The sequence below is a fragment of the Pseudomonas sp. NPDC078416 genome, from assembly GCF_050268485.1.
Taxonomy (GTDB): domain Bacteria; phylum Pseudomonadota; class Gammaproteobacteria; order Pseudomonadales; family Pseudomonadaceae; genus Aquipseudomonas.
On the sequence record NZ_JBNNGV010000026.1, the window covers coordinates 41,435 to 64,306 of the forward strand.

A 22,872-nucleotide genomic window follows, 5' to 3' on the forward strand; every position below is an offset into this window, starting at 1 on the left:
GGCGCTTATCAGTTGCCAGACACTCCGCTATCGCGAGCAAGCTCACTCCTACAAGGGATGGGAGAAATCTGCTCGGCAAATAAAAACCCCGGCTCACTGGCCGGGGTTTTTGGTTTCACGTCAAAGGATTACTGCTGCTGTTGGTATTGCTGGCCAGGAATCGGCTTGAGGTTGACCTCAACGCGGCGGTTCTGGGCGCGACCGTTGACGTCGGCGTTGCTGGCGATCGGCGAATCAGGACCGGCACCGCGCACCGACAGGTGAGATGCATCAACACCCTGAGAGGTCAGGTAGGTCGCGACGCTTTGGGCGCGCTGCTGCGACAGGTCCATGTTGTGCTGGCGGCTGCCAGTGCTGTCCGTGTAGCCAACGATTTCAATCATGTTCTGGTTGTACTGCTTCAGCGAACCGGCCAGGTTGTTCAGCGGCGCGTAGAAGCTGCTGGCAATGGCCGACGAGTCGGTGGCGAACGTGATGTTGCCCGGCATCACCAGTTTGATGTTGTCGCCCTCGCGCTGAACTTCAACGCCGGTGTTGGCCATGCTCGCGCGCAGAGCGGCTTCCTGCTTGTCGGCGTAGTAACCGTAACCGGCCGAGGCCGCACCCACCACGGCAGCGCCGATCAGCGCACCTTTGCCACGGTTGTTGTGGTCGATGGCAGCACCGGCAACGGCACCGGCCAATGCACCCAGGCCGCCGTACTTGGCGGTCTTGCTCACGCCGCCCGAGTTCTGCGCCTGTCCCTGATTGTCGTACGGATTCTGCGTCGCGCAGCCGGAAAGCACAGTCAGTGCGGTGGCAGCGATGATCAAACGGCGAAAGGTCAACATCAAGGAGAGCTCCTGTTTTGCTTTTCTACGGCCAAACATAAAGGCCGATGATTTGGGCGATTAGAGCACGCTCCCCGTCAAAAATTCCTTAACGCGGGCTGAACCGCCAATGGACGGCCAGAGGCAGCATTTCTTTAACAAGAAAAGCAAATATTTATGTGCGTTTTGCACATGCTGTTCATCGCATTTATTCGCTGCGAGATTCGTCATACACGGCAGATAATCCATGCAACTTCCTGACTAGGTTGGATATTTCCCTATCAGGAGGGTAATTCCCACAACATTTAAGGGAGTTTCATTTCCCCAGCGCCTTCCTATACTGGCAATGCGCAAGTACAGGAAAGCGCAGTGATGAAGCAGACGACGAAGATCGCTCTCACTTTCAGGCAAGGCAGCGCTGTATTCACGCGCAAGAGCTGACTCTATGCTAAGAAAAATCCCCGTTTCCGACCTCACGCTGGGCATGTACATCCACGAGTTCTGCCGCCCACGGATCAACGATCCCTTCTGGACTGCCCACGTCGAGCGCGAACTCAGCGACGACGCGGTGTTGCGGCGCATTCAGGCATCGACCCGTGAGGTCTGGATTGACACTCGTCTTGGCAAAAGCCCTGTCGATAGCTCGCCAGCCGATCAGACCTCCCCCGAGTGTCCCGACACTGCCGAGACTGCGCCGTGCAGCCTTGAGCTGGAACTGGCCCGCGCGCGCCTGATTTGTGGCCGTGCGAAAGCGGCAGTGATGACCATGTTCAGTGATGCCCGGATGGGCCGTGCGATGAACACCGAAGACGTCGATCTGCTGGTTGAAGAAATTTCCACGTCCGTGATGCGCCATCCCCACGCGCTCATCAGCCTGTCGCGCCTGAAGACGACCGATGAGTACACTTACATGCATTCGGTGGCGGTGTGCGCCTTGATGGTTGCGCTCGCGCGGCAGATGGATCTGGATGAAGACCAGGTGCGTGAAGCCGGCGTCGCCGGACTCATGCATGACGTCGGCAAAATGATGATCGACTCGGCCATTCTCAATAAGCCCGATCGCCTCACCTACGAAGAATACGAGACTATGAAACATCATCCTCAGGCCGGTCTGGAAATCCTCCAGAGCTGCGAGCGGGTGACCCAACTGGTGATGGACGTGTGCCTGCATCATCACGAAAAGGTCGACGGTAGCGGTTATCCCCACGGACTGAAGGGCGACGAGATCACCCTGCTGGCGAAAATGGGCGCGATCTGTGACGTGTATGACGCCGTGACGTCAGACCGGCCCTACAAGAAAGGTTGGGACGCTGCGCATTCAGTTCGCGAAATGGCGTCCTGGAAAGGCCACTTCGATGCGAAGGTGTTCCAGCACTTCGTAAAGACCGTCGGTATCTATCCCGTAGGCGCGTTGGTTCGCCTGAAAAGCGAGCGCCTGGGCGTGGTGGTCGAGCAGGATGAAAAATCCCTGCTGCACCCGAAAGTGAAAGTCTTTCTCTCCACCCGGACCCGCATGCCCTTCGAGCCGCAAGTCATCGATCTCGCCTGCTCCTCGGTACGAGACGGCATCCTCAAGTTCGAACTGGCTGAAGACTGGGGCCTCCTGGATGTGGCGAGCATGTGGGCCGGTCAGCCCGCGGCTTGAGTCTGGTGCCGCGCTGATCGGCGCGATTACGCTTTAGAGACTGGTCGCCGCCGGCCGGCGTCGCAACGGAATAAAGCCGACCTGCATACCAAAGGGCCTGAGCACGGCGTCGAGGGTCTGCACCGTCGGATTACCCTCGTCCTGCTCGATCTGGCGCAGTGTGCGCAGCGAGATTTTGCACATGCTCGCGAACTGCTCCTGGCGCAATCCCGTGATCTCGGTCCGCAGCCGTTTGACGGCAGCGCCCATCGAAACGGTGCCCTCCAACAACTGATCCCGAAGCTCGTCGAGGATGATGCCGCGCTGGCGTATTTCGTCGTTCATGGCAGGCCCATTGCGTCGTGCCATCGTCCCGACAGGTAGAGTTGGAGGGTCAGTTGCATGACGTGCTGCTCGGCATTTTAATGCCTAAACCTTAGGGCTGATGCGGAAAAGGCAGTTAAATGCCTAAAAAGGAGGCTTATGGACAAAAATCGGCATTTAAGTGCCGACCGATCAACCTAACAATCCCAGCTCTTGCGCCCGGGCCACCGCTTGGGTACGTCGTTCGACACCGAGTTTGCCGTTGATGTGGCTGGCGTGGGTTTTGACGGTGTGCAGGGAAATGAACAATCGCTCGCTGATTTCCTGATTGGAGCAACCTTGGGCGATCAGCTGCAGCACACTGAGTTCGCGGGCGCTGAGGTGGTCGCCGCCGTTGCAGACGGGCGGCTCACTGGTGACGCGCAGGCAAGGCAGTCCCTGGCCGGGCGCAGCTTCAGGGAGTTGCTGAAGCAGGTAATCGACCAGCCGGCATGAGGGTCGGTCATGCAGTTGCTTGCGCAGCCAGTCGGGATGACGACGGATCAGGCGCTGAAACGGTAGAACCGCCCCCCCGGTAGCGAGCAGAAGGCTCTGTTGAAACAGCTCATCGGCTTCAGACTGACGTGATGTGTCCAGCAACAACAAAATGTGCTGACTCAGTGCATTGAGGCCGAGCAGTCCTGCGCCAATGCGCTGGGCATACTCAACCAGACCGCTCAGCCGCGTCATCGCCTCATCGGTGCGACCCTGAATGTGGTCGAGCACCGCCCGTAGCGTTTCGATCTGCTGAGGCAATTGCGGTGAGCACTCGGGGGCGGCCGCGGGTTGGTGGCCGCCATAGGTCTGTCCCAGTCGCAGCAGCCAGGCGTCGGCCAGGTCGATACGACCCTGTGCCAGCCACAGCTCGCATTTGGCGAGGGTGATCATTGCCAGGTAATAAACCGGTGGCACGTCCCAGATGTGCATCAGCCGCTCGGCCTCGGCGAGCTCGGCGAACGCTTCGGCGTAGCGCCCTTCGCGCCCCTCCATTCCGGCAATCACGCAGTGGCCGATCAGCACGCTGATGTCACGGCAGGCCCGCGCCTCGGCCAGCCCGGCATTCAAGCGCTCGCGGCCTGCCTCCGGTTGAAGGACCTGCACCAGCAGATAACCTTCGTACAACGTCAGCCGCGCGCGCACGGCGTACAGCTTTTGGGAAGACAGACCCTTCAAACGCCGCAAGCCCTGGCGCACTTCCTCCATCGAGCGAAGGGTCTCGCCACGGGCCTGCAACGTGCGGGCGCGGTCGTAGTGCGCCAGCGCCTCAAACAACGGATTGGCCACCCGCTGCGCCAACTCCAGGGCGTCACGGTTCAGCGCCCGGGCGCGCCATAAGTCTCCATCGGCGATGGCCAGATTCGCCAGGGTCGACAGGCACAGCAAACGCTGGCCATAACGCTTGAGGGGCAGACTGACCAGCGCTTCGCTGCAATAACGCCGGGCTGTTTCACTGTCGCCGCGGCCTCGGGCGATGATCCCGCTCAGCGCCAGCCACTGCGCCAGCATCGAATTTTGCGCGGTCGCGGAAGGCGCCGGCAGAAACCGACTGAGGTGATTGCCCAACTCCTCGGCCGCGTCCAGCTGACACGCCAGGCCCAGAGCCCAGGCATACAGCACGATCAAACGCGGCGTGCTGACCAACAGGCTGTCAGGCAAGTCCATTTTCCAGCGCAGCAGCATGCCGACGTTTTGCTCGGCGAGCAGTTGTTCTTCGGACAGGTTCTGCACCAGATTGGCCGCCACATCCAGATGCCCCGCACGCAACGCCTGTTCAATGGCTTCGTCGAGCAGGCCCTGGTCGCTGAACCAGCGGCAGGCATTCAGATGCACGCGCCTTTGTTGCGGCGTGACACTGGGCCCGGCGCGCGCGCGCAGCAGATCCGAGAACAAATGGTGATAGCGAAACCAGCGGCCGTGCTCGTCCAGCGGGACGAGAAACACCTGATGCGCTTGCAGGTAACCGAGCATTTCGTCGCTGTCGTGACTGTCGCGCGCGGCGTTGCACAGGGCACCGCTGAAACGCTCCAGACAGGCGGTTTCATAGAGAAAAGCCTGAACGTCGGCCGGCAGGCAATCGATGACCTCTTCAAGAAGGTAATCACGGATCAGCCCTTCCCCGCCGTTGAGGCCCTGGGTCAGCGCGTTACTGCCCGCCTCGTTGGCCGCCAGCAGCCAGAATCGCAGGCCGGCCACCCAACCCTCACTGCGCTGCAGCAAGGCGTGCAGTGCTTCATCGCTCAAGCAATTGCGCTGCGTATCCAGCACCGCCAGAGACTCGTCGTCGGTCAGGCGCAGATCCTGCTCGGACAATTCCAGCAATTGACGGGACAGCCGCAGCCGCGCGAGGTGCCAGTTCGGCCTCTGGCGGCTGGTGACCATGATGTTCATGCCCGCAGGCAGGTGATTGAGGAGAAATTGCAGGCAGCGATCCAGCACCGGCCCCTGTACCAGGTGATAGTCGTCGAGCACCAGCAACAACGGCTTGCTCAACATCAGGTGCATCGCCAGTTCGTCCAGCAAACTGTCCAGCCACTCTTCGAAGGCAAAGGGCTGGTGGCGCTGACGCATCTTCAGAAGGCCGAGCGCCTGGCCGCCGAGCAGAGGGAAGAATTGCTGGAGACCGCAGAGAAGACGTTCGAGAAACCGGCCCGGGTCGCTGTCCCGTTGGCTCAGACCCAGCCAGAGGTTCTGCCACTGATCGGGCAGGCTTTCGCAGAACTCCACCGCCAGTGAGCTTTTGCCGAAACCGGCCGGCGCGCTGATCAGCAAGAGACGCCCGGAAAGACCCGCACCCAGCCGCTCGCACAATCGAGGTCTCGATACATAACCTTCAGGCAGGGGCGGACGGAAGAAACGACCTTCCAACGCAGTGACGGCGTGATTTGCGAATCCTTGCAAACGCGACAGATCAGTCATGGCCGGCTCTTGTTGGAGTGCTTGTTGTTCGGCGTTCAGATGTCGGGAGACTAGCGGCTATATGGAACCTTTTGAACATTGTTAGACGAAAGACTGTAATAAAACGTATCCGATCAACAGGGCGAATGTTGGTTTATATGTCTGGGATGGTACGTTCACCGCCCTGTGAAGGACGCGGCGCATAGCAAAGGACCGCTGCGCAGGTCGCCTGACGGCGGGAACCTGCCAGCGCAAGCGCAGGCAAAAAAAAACACCCCGAACCGTCGGGGTGTTTCCTTTCTGCTCTATGGGGTTCAGCCATAGGGTGAAGCAGCGGAGGACTTCAGTGCGCTGCAGCTGTGATCAACGTTGCACGCTCCCCGCTTGTTCGGTCAGCCGTTAGCGCACACCTTCCTGGCGTAGCGCGTTGGGCTGGAAGTCGCTGACGGTGGCAGTAAAGCCGAAGTCATAGGCTTTTTTCTCTTCGTTCTTCATGCCCAGCGCCAGGTAGCGGCCTGATTGCAGGTCGTACAGGGCTTCGAGGGCATACCACGGCACTTGTTTGTCGTAGTAGTTTTCGGCGTGGGCTTCGGCCACGCGCCACAGCTGGCCGCGACCGTCGTAGTGATCGATGACCGCAGCCTGCCAGGTGTCTTCGTCGATGAAGAAGTCACGTTTGGCGTAGATGTGACGCTGGCCTTCTTTCAGCGTGGCGGTCACGTGCCAGACGCGACGCAGTTCATAGCGCGCCAAGTCCTGATTGATGTGGCCGGCCTTGATGATGTCGGTGTATTTCAACTTCGGATCGTCGAGCTTGTAACTGTCGGACGCGATGTACATCTCCTGTTTGCCGATCAGTTTCCAGTCGTAGCGGTCGGGCGCGCCGTTGAACATGTCGAGGTTGTCGGAGGTACGCAGGCCGTCGGCGGCGGTGCCCGGTCCGTCATAAGACACTTGCGGGGCACGGCGTACGCGACGCTGCCCGGCGTTGTAGACCCACGCCGCACGCGGCTCTTTGACCTGATCGAGGGTTTCATGGACCAGCAGCACGGAACCCGCCAGACGGGCCGGCGCCGTCACTTCCTGCTTGAAGTAGAACAGGATGTTGCCCGGGTTCTTCGGATCGAAATCCTTCATTTTGTCGCGGAAGACGAACTCGTCGTGGAAATACACCGGGTTGAACGAGCCGTTGGTTTGTGGCGTGGCTTGGGTGACCAGGCGCGAGACGCTGCCGCCGCGATAACGGGTGATGTGGTTCCAGATCACCTCCAGGCCGTCTTTCGGAATCGGGAACGGCACCGCGGTTTCGAAATTCTCCAGACCGTTGCCGCCGCCCACCAGCTTGGTGTTGGTGGCGTTTTTCTTGATGGCGGCGAACACGTCAGCGGGCACGGTCGCGCCACGGTGGGACGGGTAAACCGGCATCTTGTAGGTGTCCGGGTAACGCTTGAACATCGCGTACTGACCCGGGGCGAGTTTGTCCTTGTACTGATCCACGTTCTGCGCCGTGATGGTGAACTGCGCTTTTTCGTTGGCGTACGGGTTGGCCAGGAAACCTTTGTCGTCCACGGCGCCGGCATTGGTCGGCATCGGACTCCAGGCCGGAATGGTATTGGCAGCGTTGCCGGCTTTTTCCGCGCCCATCGGCGTCAGCGTGGTGCCCAGCTTGGCGGCCTCGGCGTCGGACACCGCAGCCATCACGCTGGTCGCCAACAACGACAGCCCCAACACGCCCACCTGCAACAGACCCTTCGTGATTTTCATTTTCATCATTGTCCTTAGAAGTTCATGCCGAAGCTGAGCGCTACGAAGTCGCGGTCGTCCACGGTGGTGTACTTGCCGTCGAAGAAGTTGGTGTAGGAAAGGTTGGCGGTGTAGGTGTTCTGGTACTCGGCGTCGAGGCCCAGACTCACGGCTTTGCGACCTTCCTCGAAGTTGCCGCCAGGGCCCGGCGAGTAGCCGTCGACGTCGTGGGACCAGGCCACGCTCGGACGCAGGTTCACACCGGCGAAGACGTTGTTGTAATCCCAGATGGCGCGGGCGCGGTAACCCCACGAATCGGTGGTAGTGAAGCCATCGTTTTCGCAGTAGCGGCTGAGGTTATTCTGAGCCGCAGTGCCCAGGGTGCTGGCGTTGAGGGTCTGGCACTGACCACCCGGCAGCGGACCTGGGCCGTAGCTCGGGTCGCGGCCATAACGCAGTTTCGATGTGCTTTCCAGACCGCCGACGTGGGTCCAGCCCACCTCACCCACTACGGTCAGACGTTCGGCGCCCATCACTTGGTCGAAGAAGTGAGTGAAGGTGGTCTGCGCCTGGCTGATTTCCTTGCGGCGATAGCCTTTCTGGTCCTGGCCGGGCGCGCCCTGCAGCAGCGACACGTTCGAGTTCAGCGGCGACAGGCCGGAATACAGAATGTCAGTGGTGTTCAACTGCACCGGTGCGTTCGGGCGATAGCTGATCTCACCGCTCCACGCCGTACCAGTAGGCAGGGTGGTGGAGAAGCTCAGGCCGAACAGGTGGATGTCTTCCGGGTATTCAACGTAGTAGCTGGAGTTGCCGGCGACCACGACGGGCAACAGTGTGGGCGCGAGTGCCGCCGCAACGCCCCGGGGAACGCCATTGGCCGCCAGACCGCCCACCAGACCCGCTGCGCTGTAGGCGCTGGCGGGTCCGCCCTTGCCGCTGAAGATCGGCAGACGGCTATGGTAGTTCATGTAATAGGCGCCGAACTCGGTGTCCAGCGGCTCGAAGTTGTAGTGCATGGCCAAGCCATACTGGCCACTGTCCCGGGCATCGCGATCAGGGCCGCGGGCAACCACGGCACCCTCGTCAGGATTGCCGAAGCTCACACCGCGCGCAGCGAGCGTGTTCTGGACGGGGCCGCGCAATGCGGCAGGCAGAGCCGCATTGAGGCTGTTTCGGGTACGCAGTACGGCGAGGTTGCTGTTGCAGCCGTCCGCGATCACGTCCGGTTGCGAGAAGAAGGTGCCGCAGTTGTCGACAACGGTCTGGTCCCATTCCAGCTGGTAAAAGCCTTCTGCCGACAGGTTCTCGGTCAGGCTTTGCGACAGGTAGAACATGTTGACCGGAATCAGGCCTTCCTTGATTTCCGAGCCAGGACGACGGAATGCAGACACGTCGACCGGGTTGATGCTGTTGATGCCACCCTGGATGAAGGTGCTTTCACCCCAACTGACCACTTGCTTGCCCAGACGCACCGAACCCGGCTCATCGGCAATGGAATAGTTGTGATAGACGAATGCGTCGAGCAGCTCGAAACCTGAGGATTTGGCGCCTTCCTTGCGGCCGGAATCGCTGATGTCCTTGAAGTCGCGGCTTTCGTCCTTGAGCTCGAAGTCGTACCAGTATTTGCCCCGCAGGAACACACCGGTGTCGCCGTACTTCAGTTCAAGATCGTGGATGCCCTTGAATATCTTCGAAAACGTTTCACCGCTCTTGAAGTTCAAGTGACCGTCGTCGGAGGTTTGCGAAAGACCGTGACCGCCGTTGTTGGAGCCGATCAGGTTCTTGTTGGCATTCTGGGTGGACCAGCTTGCCCCCACAGAGAGCGACGAGTCGAAGTTGCCTTCGATTTCTCCGATATTGAAACTGACGCCGAATGCAGGGCCGGCGAGCGTGGAAGCGAGGCTGACGGCCAGGGGCAATTTAGCCCGGCGCCAGAACTGGTTTGCTGATGTCATCGACGCTACTCCATGTGCTTTTATTTTTATGGCAGTGGGTGCTTCCGGAAACGACTCAGGCGGACGGGCCGCAGTGCCTGGGTGTCAACGCCGATCGGGCAGCCAAACAACTGCGAAACGATCAGTGCGCCTTTACTCCGGTACCTACCTACTGCCGACTATAGCCAGCAGGTGCTGCTGCTTGATCCCTCTAAAGTGTGATTTACAGCGCCAACGCCTCTGGCACGCCGACTCCAGAGTGGCAAATCACAACGCAGGGGGAGCATGGCTGAAAAAAGAGAATTGGCAAGGAAGACGCCGGAGTAGAGCCTTCGCGGCACATTCTCAGGGTTATTAACCGATGAAAACAGCCGCGAAGAAAACCGTCAGAGCGTGGAGAGGAAAGCGCTGTTACTGCCCTGCCATTCGAGGATGTTCTGGCGGATCTGCTTCTTGTCCAGCTTGCCGACACTGGTCTTGGGAATTTCGGTAACAAGGGCAATCTGGCTGGGGATAGCCCACTTGTTAATGTGCCCCTGCTCCACAAACGGCTTGAGATGTTCCTTCAGCGTCTTTGCATCGAGAACGTGACCTTCGCGGGCGACCAGCAGCGCAAACGGGCGCTCGCCCCACTGCGGATCAGCGATGCCGACGACAGCCACTTCACGGACACCGGGATGACGACTGCAGAGATCCTCCAGTTGCAGCGAAGACACCCATTCGCCGCCGGTCTTGATGACGTCCTTGATGCGGTCACGAATGTCGATCCCGCCCATGCTGTCCAGCGTCGCCACGTCGCCGGTGTGCAGCCAGCCGCCGGCCCACAGTTCAGCGCCCTTCTCCGGCTCGCGGTAATACCCTTCACTCAGCCACGGTGCGCGCAGCACCAGTTCACCCTGGGTCTCGCCGTCGGAAGGCAGGAAATTGCCCTCGCCATCGACAATCGCCGCCTCAACCAGCACGCCCGGCGCGCCGGCCTTGATTCGGTAAGCAGTGCGTTCGTCCTCACTGGCGGCCATCAGGTCGTCGTTCAAGTGCGCCACCGACACCAACGGCCCGGTCTCGGACATGCCGTAGGCCGCCGACAGCTGAATGCCCTTGGCCTTGGCTGCCTCGTACAGCGAACGATTGAGCGAGCTGCCGCCGATGATGATGTGCCAGCCGGTGAAATCCATGTTCTGGGCGGCTTTGGCGTTGAGGACCATTTGCATGATGGTGGGCACGCAGTGGGAAAACGTGACCTTCTCTTTTTGCCAGAGCTCTACCAGCAACTCGGGGTCGTAACGACCGGGATACACCTGTTTCGCACCCAGCATAGTTGCGGCATACGGCACGCCCCACGCATGAACGTGGAACATCGGCGTGATCGGCATGTAAACCTTGTCGCCGCCCAGAATGCCTTCGACGCTGCCCATGATCGTCGCGACGGCCATGGTGTGCAGCACGAGCTGGCGATGGGTGAAATACACCCCCTTTGGGTTGCCCGTCGTGCCGGTGGTGTAGAACGTGGTCGCCACCGAGTTCTCGTCGAAATCCTCGAACTGATAGTGCGGGCTCGCCGCCGCCAACAACGCTTCGTACTCACCGACGAGGTTGGGCAGGTCGGCGGTAGCGCCATCGGTGTCGGTCAGTAACAGTGTTTTTTCAACCGTCGTCAGTTGCCCGGCCATGGCGTTGTAGAGGGGTACAAACTCACTGTTGACCAGCACGACCTTGTCTTCGGCGTGGTTCATGGTGAACAGGATCTGCTCGGGCGAAAGCCGGACGTTGATGGTGTGGATCACCGCACCAATCATCGGGATGGCGAACATGCATTCCAGGTAACGATGGCTGTCCCAGTCCATCACCGCGACGGTGTCACCCGCCTTCACCCCCGCCGCCGTCAGCGCACCGGCCAGCCGGCAGATGCGCTCGTTGAGCATTTGATACGAATAGCGCGAATGGTCCCGGTAAACGATTTCACGGGTTTTCTCGTAGCGTACGCCGGACAGCAGCAGTCGCTTGATCAACAGAGGGTACTGGTACGCCCCTTCGGCGGGCGGAATCACGCGGGTGTGCAGCATAGGAATCCCTTTTCACGGTGCAGGTGCGGGCTTGAAAATATGCACTGTAGGGGCTTGGCGCGTCGATCGGATCAGCCGAAGGGATGAATCGTGCGTCGGAAACGGTGCAGCCCCTGCACCATCTACTAACGCAAAAATCAGAGGGTCGGAGCTAACGCGGATCGAAACTGTAGAAGTGAGCTTGCTCGCGATCTGGCGCGCAGCGGCAGCAAACCGGTGCATGCGGTGTGTCAGGTATAACCGAGGCGTCCTGTTTGACGACTGCTGCGCAGCCGATCGCGGGCAAGCGCGCTCCTACATTGATCGTCGTCTGGCGCCGAATGTGCGCACGGCGATACGCGATACATGGCGCCGGGCGAATTCCTCGGACGCTGCGAAAAGTGTAGGAGCGCGCTTGCCCGCGATCTGGCGCGCAGCGGCAGCAGACCGGTGCATGCGGTGTGTCAGGTATAACCGAGGCGTCCTGTTTGACGACTGCTGCGCAGCCGATCGCGGGCAAGCGCGCTCCTACATTGATCGTCGTCTGGCGCCGAATGTGCGCACGGCGATACGCGGTTCGTGGTCCGGGGCGAATTCCTCGGACGCTGCGAAAAGTGTAGGAGCGCGCTTGCCCGCGATCGGGCGCGTAGCGACAACAGACCGGTGCATGCGGTGTGTCAGGTATAACCGAGGCGTCCTGTTTGACGACTGCTGCGCAGCCGGTCGCGAGCAAGCTCACTCCTACATTGGGCGTCGTCTGGCGCGGAATGTGGGTACGGCGATCCGCGGTACATGGCCCCGGGCGAATTCCTCGGACGGTGAACAAACTGTAGGAGTGAGCTTGCTCGCGATCTGGCGCTTCTGATCACGCCGCCGCCCACCTCGATTTGCATTCTGTAACGCCCAATCAATGCATCTCCGTCAACGCCAGCTTCAAACCCAGCGCCACCAGCACGCCACCCATCGCCCGATCAAACCAATGGCCCATTCGCGCAAAGCCCGCGCGAATCCGAGGCTGGCTGAACAGGCGTGCGACCAGGCAAAACCACGCGCCGGTCGCGAATGCCAGGTAAACCCCGTAGCCGGCCTGAACCAGCATCGGCGTGTGCGGGTTGATCACGACGGTGAACAGCGACAGGAAAAACAGCGTCGCCTTAGGGTTCAGCCCGTTGGTGACGAACCCGGCCGTAAAGGCGCCCCGCGCGGTGCGCTCGCCCTTGGCGATGTCCACGGGCGCATCCGATGCGCTGGCAGGTTTGGCGCGCAGTGCTTTGATGCCGATGTAAATCAGGTAAGCCGCTGCCGCCCATTTCAAGGCATTGAACAGGACAATGGACTGCGAAACGATCAAGCCGATCCCCAGCAGCGAATAGCCGACGTGCAGGAAAATCGCGGTCCCCACGCCCATGGCCGTATAGGTGCCGGCCTTGCGCCCGTGGGTCACACTTTCGCGCACCACGACAGCGAAATCCGGACCGGGGCTGGCGACGGCCAGCAGGTGAATCAGCGCAACGGTTAAAAATTCGGGCCAGTACATAGAAGTTCTCCAGGCGTTATGGCGAGCGGCAGGCTCTGGTAGGCTCGTCACATTACCCTTCCCACCCACCGAGCAAAAGGTACAGCTGATGCCCAGTCAACGCCGAGCAGTTTTTCTGGATCACACCTCTCTGGATCTGGGGGATCTCGACCTCGCGCCGTGGCGTGAAACCTTCAGCGAACTGGTGCTGCATTCGAGCACCACAGCCGAACAGGTGGCCGAGCGTCTGAAGGACGCCGAAGTGGCGATTTCCAACAAGATCATGATCGATGCCGCCACGTTCGCCGCGTGCCCGAATCTAAAACTGGTACTGGTGACGGCCACCGGCGTCAACAATGTCGACCTCGACGCAGCGCGCAAACATGGCGTGGTGGTCAGCAATTGTCAGGGCTACGGCACCCCTTCCGTGGCCCAGCACACGCTGATGTTGCTGCTGGCGATGGCCACCCGCTTGCCTGACTACCAACAAGCGATCCACCAAGGCCAGTGGCAAAAATCGAAGCAGTTCTGCTTGCTGGACTTCCCCATTGTCGAGCTGGAAGGCAAGACGCTGGGGCTGCTGGGCCATGGCGAGCTGGGCGGCGCGGTCGCGAAGCTGGCCGAAGCCTTCGGCATGCGCGTGCTGTCGGGTCAGATTCCCGGTCGTCCTGCCCGCCCTGATCGCGTGCCACTGAATGAGCTGCTGCCTCAGGTCGACGCCCTCACCCTGCACTGCCCGCTCAACGAGCACACTCGGGACATGATTGGCGCGCACGAGTTGAGCTTGCTCAAACCCAAAGCCTTCATCGTCAACACCGCGCGGGGCGGCTTGATCAACGAGCAGGCACTGGCCGATGCCCTGCGCAACGGTCATCTCGGCGGCGCGGCCACCGACGTGCTGACGGTTGAGCCACCGGTCAACGGCAATCCGCTGCTGTCGGGCGATATTCCGCGATTGATCATCACGCCCCACAGCGCATGGGGCAGCCAGGAAGCGCGGCAGCGCATCGTCGGCCAGATCAACGAAAACGCTTTGGCGTTTTATGAAGGCAAGCCGGTCCGGGTCGTCAGCTGACACGTCGCTTTTCGCAGGCTCGCCACTCCGCCGCACAGTGCGAGTGCGCGGCGTGGCAAGCCTGTTAAACTTCGCCCCTTTTTTCGAGGAGCCGATGATGGACCCGCGCAGTGAAGTGTTACTCCGGCAGGCCGATTTGTTTCAGGGTTCCTTGCTGCTGACCGGTCTCCCTGCCGACGACTTGCTGAGCACGCTGCCCAATGCGCGCGGCTGGAGCTGGCACGCTGGCGACTTCGACACCCTCGGTACGCGGTTTCCCGAGCGCGTGCACTTCGGCACCGAAGCACCGGCCGAACCCTTTGAAGCGGCGGTGCTGTTTTTGCCAAAGGCCCGCGACCTCGCCGATTACCTCATCAACGCGCTCGCTTCGCGTCTGGCCGGACGTGAGTTGTTTCTGGTCGGCGAAAAACGCGGCGGCATCGAAGCCGCCGCCCGCCAGCTGAGCCCTTTCGGGCGAACCCGCAAACTCGACAGCGCCCGCCATTGCCAGCTCTGGCAAGTCACCGTCGAAACGCCTCCGCCAGCCGTTGAACTCGATAGCCTGGCCAAACGCTTCGACATTGAAATCGAAGGCGGCGCGTTGAAGGTGGTGAGTCTGCCAGGCGTGTTCAGCCACGGCCGTCTGGACCGGGGTTCGGCGCTGCTGCTGGAAAACATCGACCGCCTTCCCACCGGACATTTGCTCGATTTCGGCTGTGGCGCGGGCGTTCTCGGCGCAGCGGTCAAACGCCGTTATCCCGAAACGAGTGTGACGATGCTGGATGTCGATGCGTTCGCCACCGCCAGCAGCCGCATGACCCTGGCTGCCAATGGCCTCGAAGCCGACGTGCTGACGGGCAACGGAATCGATGCCGCACCGAACGACCTGGACGTGATTCTGACCAATCCGCCATTCCATACCGGCGTCCATACCGACTACGCGGCAACCGAGAACCTGCTGAAAAAAGCACGAGAACATCTGAGAAAAGGCGGCGAACTGCGTCTGGTTGCCAACAGCTTCCTGCGCTATCAGCCGATCATCGAGTCGCATCTGGGGCCGTGCGCGATCATGGCCGAGGGTCAGGGTTTCCGGATTTACCGTGCGAAACGTGCGTGATAATTAGCGCTTGCCGAACGGCAAACGGCTAGGCAGAATCCGCACCGTCCTAGGGGAGTAGTCTCCCACGAGCGCCATGCTCGTCCGGCACGCATCAACATACTTGGTCCTCAGACCATGGTGCGTGCGACCCCAGATCCGCTCAGACGGATCGGTGGTTTGACAAGACCTATGACACGAACATCCTGACCCGGGGCGGGGAGGTTGTACGTGTCATAGCCGTGTTGACCCGCCCCTTAGGAAAACCCTGATGCTGGAATCCCTGTTGGTCCCCACCGCTGTCGTCGCACTGGCTGAAATCGGTGACAAGACCCAACTCCTCGCGCTCGTTCTCGCCGCTCGCTTCCGCAAGCCCTGGCCCATCATTGCCGGGATTGTCGCCGCCACGCTGGCCAACCACGCCGCAGCCGGCGCCGTTGGCGCATGGTTCAGCAGCTACCTTTCGGACGCCGTCCTGCACTGGATCCTGGCCGCCAGCTTTACCGCCACGGCGCTGTGGACGCTGGTTCCGGACAAGCTGGACGACGATGAAGCCAGTACCAGTCGCAAGTTCGGCCCCTTCCTGACCACGCTGATCGCGTTCTTCATCGCAGAAATCGGCGACAAGACGCAGATCGCGACCGTCATGCTGGCGGCGCAATACCCAAGCTTGTGGCTGGTAATCCTCGGTACGACGCTGGGCATGTTGCTGGCCAATGTGCCGGTGGTGTTGGCGGGGAATTTCGCTGCGGAGAAACTGCCACTGACGCTGATTCGCCGTCTGGCCGCAGGTGCGTTTTTCATTCTGGCGATCGTTGCGGTGTACAAGGCGATGCAGATCAGCGGCTGGGTGTAGTCACAGACCCCATGCCCTTGCAGGAGTGAGCTGGCTCGCGATGCTCTTCAATCGCTCCGCAGATACGCGGCGACCGTTCGAGGATCGCGAGCAAGCTCACTCCTACAGCGTTTCATGCACCCACCCGCTCCGAAAAACGCCGCGCCAGCTCACCTATCGGCGTCAGGCGCTGATCAACCCTTCGGCGCCTGCTGATACAACGGCATCACTTTCGGAATAGCCGCCTGCAGCGAGGCGATCCGGTTGGACGAGGCCGGGTGGGTGCTCATGAATTCAGGCTGCGAAGCGCCGCCTTGGGCTTCCATCTTCTGCCACAGCGTGATCGCGGCGTTCGGGTTGTAACCGGCGCGAGCCGCGAGTTCGAGGCCCAGAAGGTCTGCTTCGTTTTCATTGGCCCGACTGTTCGGCAGCGTCAGGCTGTAATCGACCACGGTATCGGCCAACGCCAGACTGTCCTGGCCCAACCCCAACAATGCACCGGCGCCCTGCTTCGCCATCTGCACGCCGTAGGCCTTGGACATGGCTTCACGGCCGTGTTCGCGCAAGGCGTGGGCGATTTCGTGGCCCATGACTGCCGCCAGCTCGTCATCGCTGAGCTTCAGCGTATCGATCAGGCCGCTGTACACGATGATCTTGCCGCCGGGACCGCAGTTGGCGTTCAGCTCATCGCTCTTGATCAGGTTCACATCCCACTGCCACTGCGCCGCGTCGGGCCGCAACTTCGGCGCCTGGGCGATCAGACGCTTGGCGATGGCCTGGACGCGCTTGCCCTCGGCGCTGCTGTTGTCGAGCACGCCTTTGGACGTGGCTTCGCTGACCGTCTGCTGATAGGACTGGGCGTACATCTTGTTGACTTCGTCAGTCGACAGCATGCTGAACATGTATTGCTTGCGTTCGACACCCACCGAATCGCCGGTGGTGGTATTGACCGCCTGACACCCGGCAACCAGCAAAGCTGCCGTCACGCCACAAAGAGCAAAAATCCTGCGCATTTCGTATCTCCATTGAAACAATCGCGCCATCCTAGGCAATACGCAGGCCGAGCACCAGATGCCAGCCGTCTGCCTTGTGAAATGGCTCAGGAAAACGTGCCTGTGTAACAGCAAAGAAATAATGGGATCGCGGTTCATACCGGGCAAGACACCCCTACAACGGCGTCAGGCATTCCGGCGCGTTGAGCTTCGGATCATTCGCAAGATTGGCCAGCGGTCGTTCGCGCAGTTGCGTCTGCGGGGCGGCGAGCATCGCTTGCAAGGTGATCAGCGGGCAATCCGGGTCAAGCCAGGCGCGCTGCCCTTCTTCGTCGAGAATCAACGGTCGACGCTGATTCATGGCGGACTGCGTGACCACAGCAACGCTCAGGTAGGTGTGGCCTTCAACGGGATAGGCTTCCCAGATCGCCGCGAAGTACAGCGTCGACCCTTCGGCCGGCGTGAGCCAGAACGGCCGTTTGCGCACGCTGCCACGCCATTCATAGAAACCGTTGGCCGGCAGCAGGCAGCGTCGCTCCCGAAAAGCCTGCTTGAACATCGGCTGCTCGGCCACGGTCTCGGCCCGGGCATGGGCCGGCGTGCGCGACATGTCGGTCAGCCAGGGCGGGGTCAGCCCCCAGCGTGCCCTCGCCACCTCGCGTCCGCGCTCGACGCCCTCCTCCACCTCGCCCGGCGCTGCCCGGACCATCAAAACAGAAGCGGCAGGAGAAATATTCCACTGCGCTTGCTGGTCGCTCGGAAATCCGGGCAGGGCCGCAAAGGCAGGCGACCAACGAAACAGCGCATAACGTCCACACATGGGTTCAGCACAACTCTTTTTGAAAGCGAATGAGGCGCGCGCGAACGGGATTCAGCACAGCAACACATCGGGGTAGCTGTCCGGCTCGTCACCGGGCAGCGGAAAGGCGGCATTGTACTCGGTGATCAGCTGACGCGCCCGCTCGGCCTGGTCGTCACCGACCGTCAGGCCCAACAACCCGAACGCTGGCAAATCCCCAACGGCGCCCAGCAGATGACGCCCGGTGATGTGGGACTCGATGCCTTCACTGGCAAGCATGGCCTGCAACAGCTCGCCTTCCATCAGGTGTTCGGGCTCGTAAATCTTGCGCATCACTCGTTCTCGCTGCGGACGTCCAGCGTCCACTCTTCCCCATCAGTCTGCAGACTGAAGATGATCGGCCGGCAGCAGACGGGGCAATCCTCAATGTAGGTCTGATCGCCGCCGGACAGATCCAGCACCGCTTCGACCGGTTCGCCGCAATAAGGGCAGTCGTAATCCTGTATTTCCTGCATCGCAGTCTCCGGGCCCAGTTTTGCGTATAATCGCCGACTTGTTTGCGGGTCGAGCTTTATTCCTCAGCATCCGGGCATCAGCCTGAGTCGACATCTAGAGCGAAGCTGCCTTGTTACGCGGCCGCCGCCCAGGCATCACGCCTGTGGTGTCGTGACTCGCTGCTGCATCCGGACTCGACCTCCTTTACCTTAGCCGTTTCCGACAAGAGAGCATGATGGGCGAATTCGATGCCATCCGACCGTACGACGACTCCGAAGTAAAAGCCGTGCTTGATCGGCTGCTGGGCGACAAGGCGTTCCTCGCGATCCTCACGCATTTCCGATTTCCGCGCCTGGCCGGCTCCCTCGGCTGGATCCTGCAACCGGCCATCGCGCGCAAGCTGCGTCGCCAGTTCGCCGGCATCGACACCGTCGCGGCCCTGCAGGACAAGGTCGAGTATTACGTCGATCACACCATCGAACGCGCCACTGACGGTGTCACCTACACCGGCGTCGAGCAGTTCAAGTCGGGAGTTGCGTACCTGTTTCTGGCCAACCACCGCGACATCGTGATGGACCCGGCTTTCGTCAATTACGCGGTCTACCACGCGGGCCTGCCAACGCCACGCATCGCCATTGGCGACAACCTGCTGCAGAAGCCTTTCGTCAGCGACCTGATGCGCCTGAACAAGAGCTTCATCGTGCACCGCTCGATCACCGGGCGTCGCGAGAAGATGGCGGCCTACCAATTACTGTCGGCGTACATCAATCATTCCATCCGCCATGACTGCCAGTCGATCTGGATCGCCCAGGCTGAGGGCCGCGCCAAAGACGGCGACGACCGCACCGAATCGGCCATCCTCAAGATGTTCCACATGAGCCGCAAGGATGAGCCGTTTGGCGAAGTCATTCAGTCGTTGAACCTGACCCCGGTGTCGATCAGCTATGAGTACGACCCGTGCGATCATGCCAAGGCGCGGGAGCTGTACATCCGCGCCACCACTGGCGGCTACACGAAAGTGCCGGGTGAGGACGATGTCAGCATTGCGCTGGGGATCACCGGCTACAAAGGCCGCGTGCACGTGAACTTTGCCCCGCCAATCACTGAGCTGTTCGAGGACACCAAACAGCTGGCCATCGAAATGGACCGGCAGATCCTCGGCGGCTATCGACTGTTCCCGGCGCACTACCTGGCATACGCGCAGTGGGCCGACGCCGAGCCGGCGCTCCAGGTGCCGAACGCGGCTCAAGTGTTCCCGGCAGACGAACTGGAACGCGCTCAAGAGGAATGGCAGCGCCGTCTCAATGGCTGCCCGGCCGAGCACCGTCCGTTTCTGATTCAGCAATACGCCATGCCGGTACGCAATCAGTACCGGGTGAAGGCCGGGTTGCCGCTTTAAGGCCCCCTTCCCTTCCACAAATAAACGGCGCTCTCAAGGCGCCGTTTTTTGTTGTGCGCCCTCCATTGGTTGTCGAGACCGGCCTTCACAAATGTGTCACTGCTGACACACTCAAGCGTAAGACTTGCTCGTTAAGGTCGTCGCCTATCCAAACGAGTGAAGGCGTACGCTATGCGATCCAGCAAACCGGTTGCCCATGTCATGGTGTCTTCCCTGGTACTTTCAGTGCTCGCCGTGTCGGTTCAGGCCGCGAGCCGTGCGGGAGACGACACCATCAACGGCGTCGACCTGCTTTCCGGCTTTGACACCTTGTGGACGACCGGCGCGACCTGGGACACGGGTACACCGACCGCCCTGGGTCAAAGCTTGCTAAGGCGCAATCTGCAAATCGTGGTCGACCGCGCCAACACTCGCACCCTCGCCCAGGAAACCGCCGCCTACTTCGATGACCGCCGTGACCAGAGCTACAGCGCCATCAGCGGCCTCGGCTCGTTGAGCGCTGCTTATAAGGCAGGCGCCGGCGCCTTCACGACCATCACGCAGTTCGACGACAGCAACAAAACCGTCAGATACGACGACAAAGGCAACGGTGCAGGCAGTTCGTCTTCGGCGCTGGGCAAAGTCGTCGACCTGGTCAGCGCGGTACGCAACGATGCCTCCACCACGCCCGCCAAATCCCACTATTTGTACCCAAGGCCATGGCGGCAAAGCCTGGACGGTCAGAGCCTGGAATTCGTGGTGGCGCCCTCCCTGCGCCCGGCGGAAAGCACCACGCCCGCCAGCGACTCGGGTTTCCCCAGCGGCCATACCAACGCCGCGTACCTGTCTTCATACGCGCTTGCCTACGCCATTCCCGAGCGTTTCAGCGAGTTGATGCTGCGTGCCTCGGAAATTGGCGACAACCGTATTGAAGCCGGCATGCATTCGCCGTTCGACGTGATGGGTGGGCGCATCACCGCCACCTATTTCGCCATCGACAACCTCTCCAACCCGGCCAACGCCCAACTGCGCGCCGATGCGCGCGCGCAGGCACTGAGCTATTTCACCGCGCAATGTGGCGGCGACGTCAACAACTGCATGGCGAGCATTGACCCGGCCACCGATCGCACGTCTCAACATGCTCAGGACAAAGCGCTGTTCACCTCGCGCATGACCTACGGCTTCGATCCGGTGGGCCCGACCAACCTGGCCGCCGTGGTGCCGACCAACGCCGAAGTGCTGCTGGAAACCCGCTTCCCGTATCTGGACGCCAGTCAGCGCCGCGAGATACTGGCGACCACCGAGATTTCGTCCGGCTATGCGGTGATCGACCAGTCGGGAGGCTATGGACGCTTGAACCTGTACGCAGCCGGCGACGGTTATGCGGCATTCAATTCCAACGTCACGGTCAACATGGACGCCAGCCTTGGCGGCTACAACGCCATCGACGCCTGGCGCAACGATATCAGCGGCAGCGGCGGGCTGATCAAGAACGGCAGCGGCAATCTGATGCTGACCGGCAACAACACTTACTCGGGCGGCACCGTGATCAACGGTGGCGTGCTGACCGGCCACGCCAAGGCGTTCGGCAGCGGAACGATCACCGACAACGCGACGCTGGTGGTCGATCAGTCAACCAACGACACCTTGGCCAACACCCTGACGGGCAACGGTGCGTTGATCAAACGTGGCATCGGCTCGCTGAACCTGACCGGCAACAACAGCCTGTCCGGCGCCACGACGGTGCAAGCGGGCCGGCTGGCGGTCAATGGCAACCTGGGCAACTCCATCGTCAGCGTGCAGCAAGGCGCAACGCTGGGTGGCAACGGCACCGTCGGCGGCATCAATGTCGCCCAGGGCGGCGTGGTGGCACCGGGCAATTCGGTCGGGCAACTGAACGTCAACGGTGACGTGAACCTCGCTCAGGGCTCGACTTACCAGATTGAATCAGACGCCAGCGGCAAAGCCGACCGCATCGTCGCCAGCGGCCGTGCAACCATTAACAACAGCACCATCTCGCTGGTTGAAGGCGGTAACTGGCTCGCCGCAAGCCATTACTCGATTCTTTCGTCAGCCGGTGGCGTCGCGGGTGCGTTTGCCAATGTGCAAACCAACTTCGCGTTTCTCACACCGACGCTGAACTACACGGCAACCGATGTCGGGCTGACGCTGGATCGGAACGCGCAAACCTTCGCCAGCCTGGCGACGACCCGCAATGCCAGAGCCGTCGCTCAGGGGCTGGACAGCGCCGGGGGCGGCAACACGCTCTGGCGTCAGGTGGTGCAAGACGACGCCTCGACCGCACAGGCCACGTTCAAGGCGCTGTCCAACGAACTGCACGCGTCGACCCAGTCCGCACTGATCGAAGACAGCCGATTGGTGCGCAACGCGGTGAACGATCGTTTGCAGCAAGCGCAGTCGGCACCGGCACTTCGCGGCACGACGCAAACCCTCGCCGGTGACGACTCCCGTGGCGTGGTGTGGACTCAGGCCATCGGTGCGACCGGCAAAACCGACAGCACCGGTGATGTGTCGGGCCTCGACACGCACACCAGCGGCTTGCTGTTCGGCGCTGACGTACCGCTCGACGAGACCTGGCGCGTGGGTGCGCTGGCCGGTTTCAGCAACAGCAGCTTCGACCTGCGCCATGCCTCCGGCTCCACTGACAGCGACAACTACCATCTGGGCGTCTATGCGGGCGCCAAGTGGGGCCAACTGGGCCTGCGCCTCGGCGCGGTCCGCACCTGGCACGAGCTGACGGCCAAGCGCACGCTGGACTTGCCGGGTGCTTCCGAGCGTTTCAAGGAAGATTACAACGCGGCGACCAATCAGGTATTTGGCGAACTGGGTTACGCCATCGAGCTGGGCAACGCGCAGCTTGAACCCTTCGCCAACCTCGCCCATGTGCGACTGGACACCGATTCATTCGACGAGAACAGCAACGCGATCAGGCTGGAGAACAAGTCTCAGGACAACAACATCACCTTCAGCACCCTCGGCCTGCGTGCCGCCACTCGCATGAATGCTGGCAGCGTTGCGATCAAGCCCAACGCGACACTGGGCTGGCGCCGAGCCTACGGCGACGTGACGCCAGAGAGCCGCGCGGCCTTCAGCGGCGGCGACACCTTCGAACTCTCCGGCGCGCCGATCGCTCGCAACGCTGCGGTGTTGGGCGCGGGTGTCGATCTGGGCTTGAGCGACACACTGAGTGTCGGGCTGAGTTACAACGGACAGGTGAGCAGCGATGCGTCGGATCAGACGTTGAATGCGCGGGTGACACTGGCTTTTTAAGCC

At 61.2% G+C, this 22,872-nt stretch carries 17 protein-coding genes and 1 riboswitch; of the genes, 6 read left to right on the plus strand and 11 right to left on the minus strand.

Features of this window, described 5'->3' with window-relative positions:
* Positions 1-128: 128 nt before the first annotated feature.
* On the minus strand, positions 129-830 hold the full coding sequence (locus ACQKEN_RS19880) for an OmpA family protein (protein WP_427688127.1): 702 nt from the start codon (positions 828-830) through the stop codon (positions 129-131).
* A gap of 424 nt (positions 831-1,254) precedes the next feature.
* On the opposite strand from ACQKEN_RS19880, the gene ACQKEN_RS19885 reads away from it, so the two are divergent.
* Positions 1,255-2,454: an HD-GYP domain-containing protein gene (locus tag ACQKEN_RS19885; RefSeq protein WP_427688129.1), complete on the plus strand. Its 1,200-nt coding sequence runs from the start codon at positions 1,255-1,257 to the stop codon at positions 2,452-2,454.
* A 33-nt stretch (positions 2,455-2,487) separates the two neighbouring features.
* Here ACQKEN_RS19885 and ACQKEN_RS19890 read toward each other — a convergent pair whose 3' ends face one another.
* The 6 genes from ACQKEN_RS19890 to ACQKEN_RS19915 form a co-directional block, all read right to left on the minus strand.
* The gene (locus ACQKEN_RS19890; RefSeq protein ID WP_427688131.1) at positions 2,488-2,778 is read right to left on the minus strand and encodes a helix-turn-helix domain-containing protein; all 291 of its coding nucleotides are present in this window, start codon (positions 2,776-2,778) and stop codon (positions 2,488-2,490) included.
* 171 nt (positions 2,779-2,949) lie between these two features.
* Positions 2,950-5,712: a LuxR C-terminal-related transcriptional regulator gene (locus ACQKEN_RS19895; protein WP_427688133.1), complete on the minus strand. Its 2,763-nt coding sequence runs from the start codon at positions 5,710-5,712 to the stop codon at positions 2,950-2,952.
* 378 nt (positions 5,713-6,090) lie between these two features.
* On the minus strand, positions 6,091-7,455 hold the full coding sequence (locus ACQKEN_RS19900) for a DUF1329 domain-containing protein (protein ID WP_192174913.1): 1,365 nt from the start codon (positions 7,453-7,455) through the stop codon (positions 6,091-6,093).
* Positions 7,456-7,469: 14 nt separating this feature from the next.
* Positions 7,470-9,392 carry a DUF1302 domain-containing protein gene (locus ACQKEN_RS19905; RefSeq protein WP_427688135.1) on the minus strand — a complete coding sequence of 641 codons (1,923 nt, stop codon included), beginning with the start codon at positions 9,390-9,392 and terminating at the stop codon, positions 7,470-7,472.
* Positions 9,393-9,757: 365 nt separating this feature from the next.
* Positions 9,758-11,434, minus strand: a complete 1,677-nt coding sequence (locus ACQKEN_RS19910; RefSeq protein ID WP_427688137.1) for a fatty acid--CoA ligase — start codon at positions 11,432-11,434, stop codon at positions 9,758-9,760.
* A gap of 886 nt (positions 11,435-12,320) precedes the next feature.
* The gene (locus ACQKEN_RS19915; protein WP_133771940.1) at positions 12,321-12,950 is read right to left on the minus strand and encodes a LysE family translocator; all 630 of its coding nucleotides are present in this window, start codon (positions 12,948-12,950) and stop codon (positions 12,321-12,323) included.
* 88 nt (positions 12,951-13,038) lie between these two features.
* Between ACQKEN_RS19915 and ACQKEN_RS19920 the strand changes: the two genes are divergently transcribed.
* From ACQKEN_RS19920 to ACQKEN_RS19930, 3 genes are all read left to right on the plus strand, one after another.
* Positions 13,039-14,004: a 2-hydroxyacid dehydrogenase gene (locus ACQKEN_RS19920; protein WP_427688140.1), complete on the plus strand. Its 966-nt coding sequence runs from the start codon at positions 13,039-13,041 to the stop codon at positions 14,002-14,004.
* Positions 14,005-14,101: 97 nt separating this feature from the next.
* On the plus strand, positions 14,102-15,100 hold the full coding sequence (locus ACQKEN_RS19925) for a methyltransferase (RefSeq protein ID WP_427688142.1): 999 nt from the start codon (positions 14,102-14,104) through the stop codon (positions 15,098-15,100).
* Positions 15,101-15,140: 40 nt separating this feature from the next.
* Positions 15,141-15,261, plus strand: a riboswitch (yybP-ykoY riboswitch).
* An 89-nt stretch (positions 15,262-15,350) separates the two neighbouring features.
* Positions 15,351-15,935 (plus strand): TMEM165/GDT1 family protein, encoded by a 585-nt coding sequence (locus ACQKEN_RS19930; protein WP_074884042.1) that lies wholly within the window; start codon positions 15,351-15,353, stop codon positions 15,933-15,935.
* A 173-nt stretch (positions 15,936-16,108) separates the two neighbouring features.
* Here the strand turns inward: ACQKEN_RS19930 and ACQKEN_RS19935 are convergent, their stop codons facing one another.
* The 4 genes from ACQKEN_RS19935 to ACQKEN_RS19950 form a co-directional block, all read right to left on the minus strand.
* The gene (locus tag ACQKEN_RS19935) at positions 16,109-16,927 is read right to left on the minus strand and encodes a M48 family metallopeptidase (RefSeq protein WP_192174923.1); all 819 of its coding nucleotides are present in this window, start codon (positions 16,925-16,927) and stop codon (positions 16,109-16,111) included.
* Between the two features lie 154 nt (positions 16,928-17,081).
* Complete coding sequence (locus ACQKEN_RS19940) at positions 17,082-17,726, minus strand: SOS response-associated peptidase (RefSeq protein WP_427688144.1); 645 nt, start codon at positions 17,724-17,726, stop codon at positions 17,082-17,084.
* 51 nt (positions 17,727-17,777) lie between these two features.
* Positions 17,778-18,038 (minus strand): DUF2007 domain-containing protein, encoded by a 261-nt coding sequence (locus ACQKEN_RS19945; protein ID WP_427688146.1) that lies wholly within the window; start codon positions 18,036-18,038, stop codon positions 17,778-17,780.
* Positions 18,038-18,220: a CPXCG motif-containing cysteine-rich protein gene (locus tag ACQKEN_RS19950; protein WP_427688148.1), complete on the minus strand. Its 183-nt coding sequence runs from the start codon at positions 18,218-18,220 to the stop codon at positions 18,038-18,040. The genes ACQKEN_RS19945 and ACQKEN_RS19950 overlap by 1 nt, the downstream gene beginning before the upstream one ends.
* Before the next feature lie 215 nt (positions 18,221-18,435).
* Between ACQKEN_RS19950 and ACQKEN_RS19955 the strand changes: the two genes are divergently transcribed.
* Both ACQKEN_RS19955 and ACQKEN_RS19960 read left to right on the plus strand, forming a co-directional pair.
* Positions 18,436-19,599 carry a 1-acyl-sn-glycerol-3-phosphate acyltransferase gene (locus tag ACQKEN_RS19955; protein ID WP_427688150.1) on the plus strand — a complete coding sequence of 388 codons (1,164 nt, stop codon included), beginning with the start codon at positions 18,436-18,438 and terminating at the stop codon, positions 19,597-19,599.
* A gap of 171 nt (positions 19,600-19,770) precedes the next feature.
* On the plus strand, positions 19,771-22,869 hold the full coding sequence (locus ACQKEN_RS19960) for an autotransporter domain-containing protein (RefSeq protein ID WP_427688152.1): 3,099 nt from the start codon (positions 19,771-19,773) through the stop codon (positions 22,867-22,869).
* The last annotated feature ends 3 nt before the right edge of the window (positions 22,870-22,872 follow it).

Excerpts from the sequence above, each read along its gene's own strand:
- ACQKEN_RS19885 (WP_427688129.1), top strand. The coding sequence starts at position 1,255 with ATGCTAAGAAAAATCCCCGTTTCCGACCTCACGCTGGGCATGTACATC.
- ACQKEN_RS19910 (WP_427688137.1), bottom strand. The coding sequence starts at position 11,434 with ATGCTGCACACCCGCGTGATTCCGCCCGCCGAAGGGGCGTACCAGTAC.
- ACQKEN_RS19915 (WP_133771940.1), bottom strand. The coding sequence starts at position 12,950 with ATGTACTGGCCCGAATTTTTAACCGTTGCGCTGATTCACCTGCTGGCC.
- ACQKEN_RS19890 (WP_427688131.1), bottom strand. The coding sequence starts at position 2,778 with ATGAACGACGAAATACGCCAGCGCGGCATCATCCTCGACGAGCTTCGG.
- ACQKEN_RS19920 (WP_427688140.1), top strand. The coding sequence starts at position 13,039 with ATGCCCAGTCAACGCCGAGCAGTTTTTCTGGATCACACCTCTCTGGAT.
- ACQKEN_RS19950 (WP_427688148.1), bottom strand. The coding sequence starts at position 18,220 with ATGCAGGAAATACAGGATTACGACTGCCCTTATTGCGGCGAACCGGTC.
- ACQKEN_RS19955 (WP_427688150.1), top strand. The coding sequence starts at position 18,436 with ATGGGCGAATTCGATGCCATCCGACCGTACGACGACTCCGAAGTAAAA.
- ACQKEN_RS19900 (WP_192174913.1), bottom strand. The coding sequence starts at position 7,455 with ATGAAAATCACGAAGGGTCTGTTGCAGGTGGGCGTGTTGGGGCTGTCG.
- ACQKEN_RS19905 (WP_427688135.1), bottom strand. The coding sequence starts at position 9,392 with ATGACATCAGCAAACCAGTTCTGGCGCCGGGCTAAATTGCCCCTGGCC.
- ACQKEN_RS19935 (WP_192174923.1), bottom strand. The coding sequence starts at position 16,927 with ATGCGCAGGATTTTTGCTCTTTGTGGCGTGACGGCAGCTTTGCTGGTT.
- ACQKEN_RS19930 (WP_074884042.1), top strand. The coding sequence starts at position 15,351 with ATGCTGGAATCCCTGTTGGTCCCCACCGCTGTCGTCGCACTGGCTGAA.
- ACQKEN_RS19925 (WP_427688142.1), top strand. The coding sequence starts at position 14,102 with ATGGACCCGCGCAGTGAAGTGTTACTCCGGCAGGCCGATTTGTTTCAG.
- ACQKEN_RS19940 (WP_427688144.1), bottom strand. The coding sequence starts at position 17,726 with ATGTGTGGACGTTATGCGCTGTTTCGTTGGTCGCCTGCCTTTGCGGCC.
- ACQKEN_RS19880 (WP_427688127.1), bottom strand. The coding sequence starts at position 830 with ATGTTGACCTTTCGCCGTTTGATCATCGCTGCCACCGCACTGACTGTG.
- ACQKEN_RS19945 (WP_427688146.1), bottom strand. The coding sequence starts at position 18,038 with ATGCGCAAGATTTACGAGCCCGAACACCTGATGGAAGGCGAGCTGTTG.
- ACQKEN_RS19960 (WP_427688152.1), top strand. The coding sequence starts at position 19,771 with ATGCGATCCAGCAAACCGGTTGCCCATGTCATGGTGTCTTCCCTGGTA.
- ACQKEN_RS19895 (WP_427688133.1), bottom strand. The coding sequence starts at position 5,712 with ATGACTGATCTGTCGCGTTTGCAAGGATTCGCAAATCACGCCGTCACT.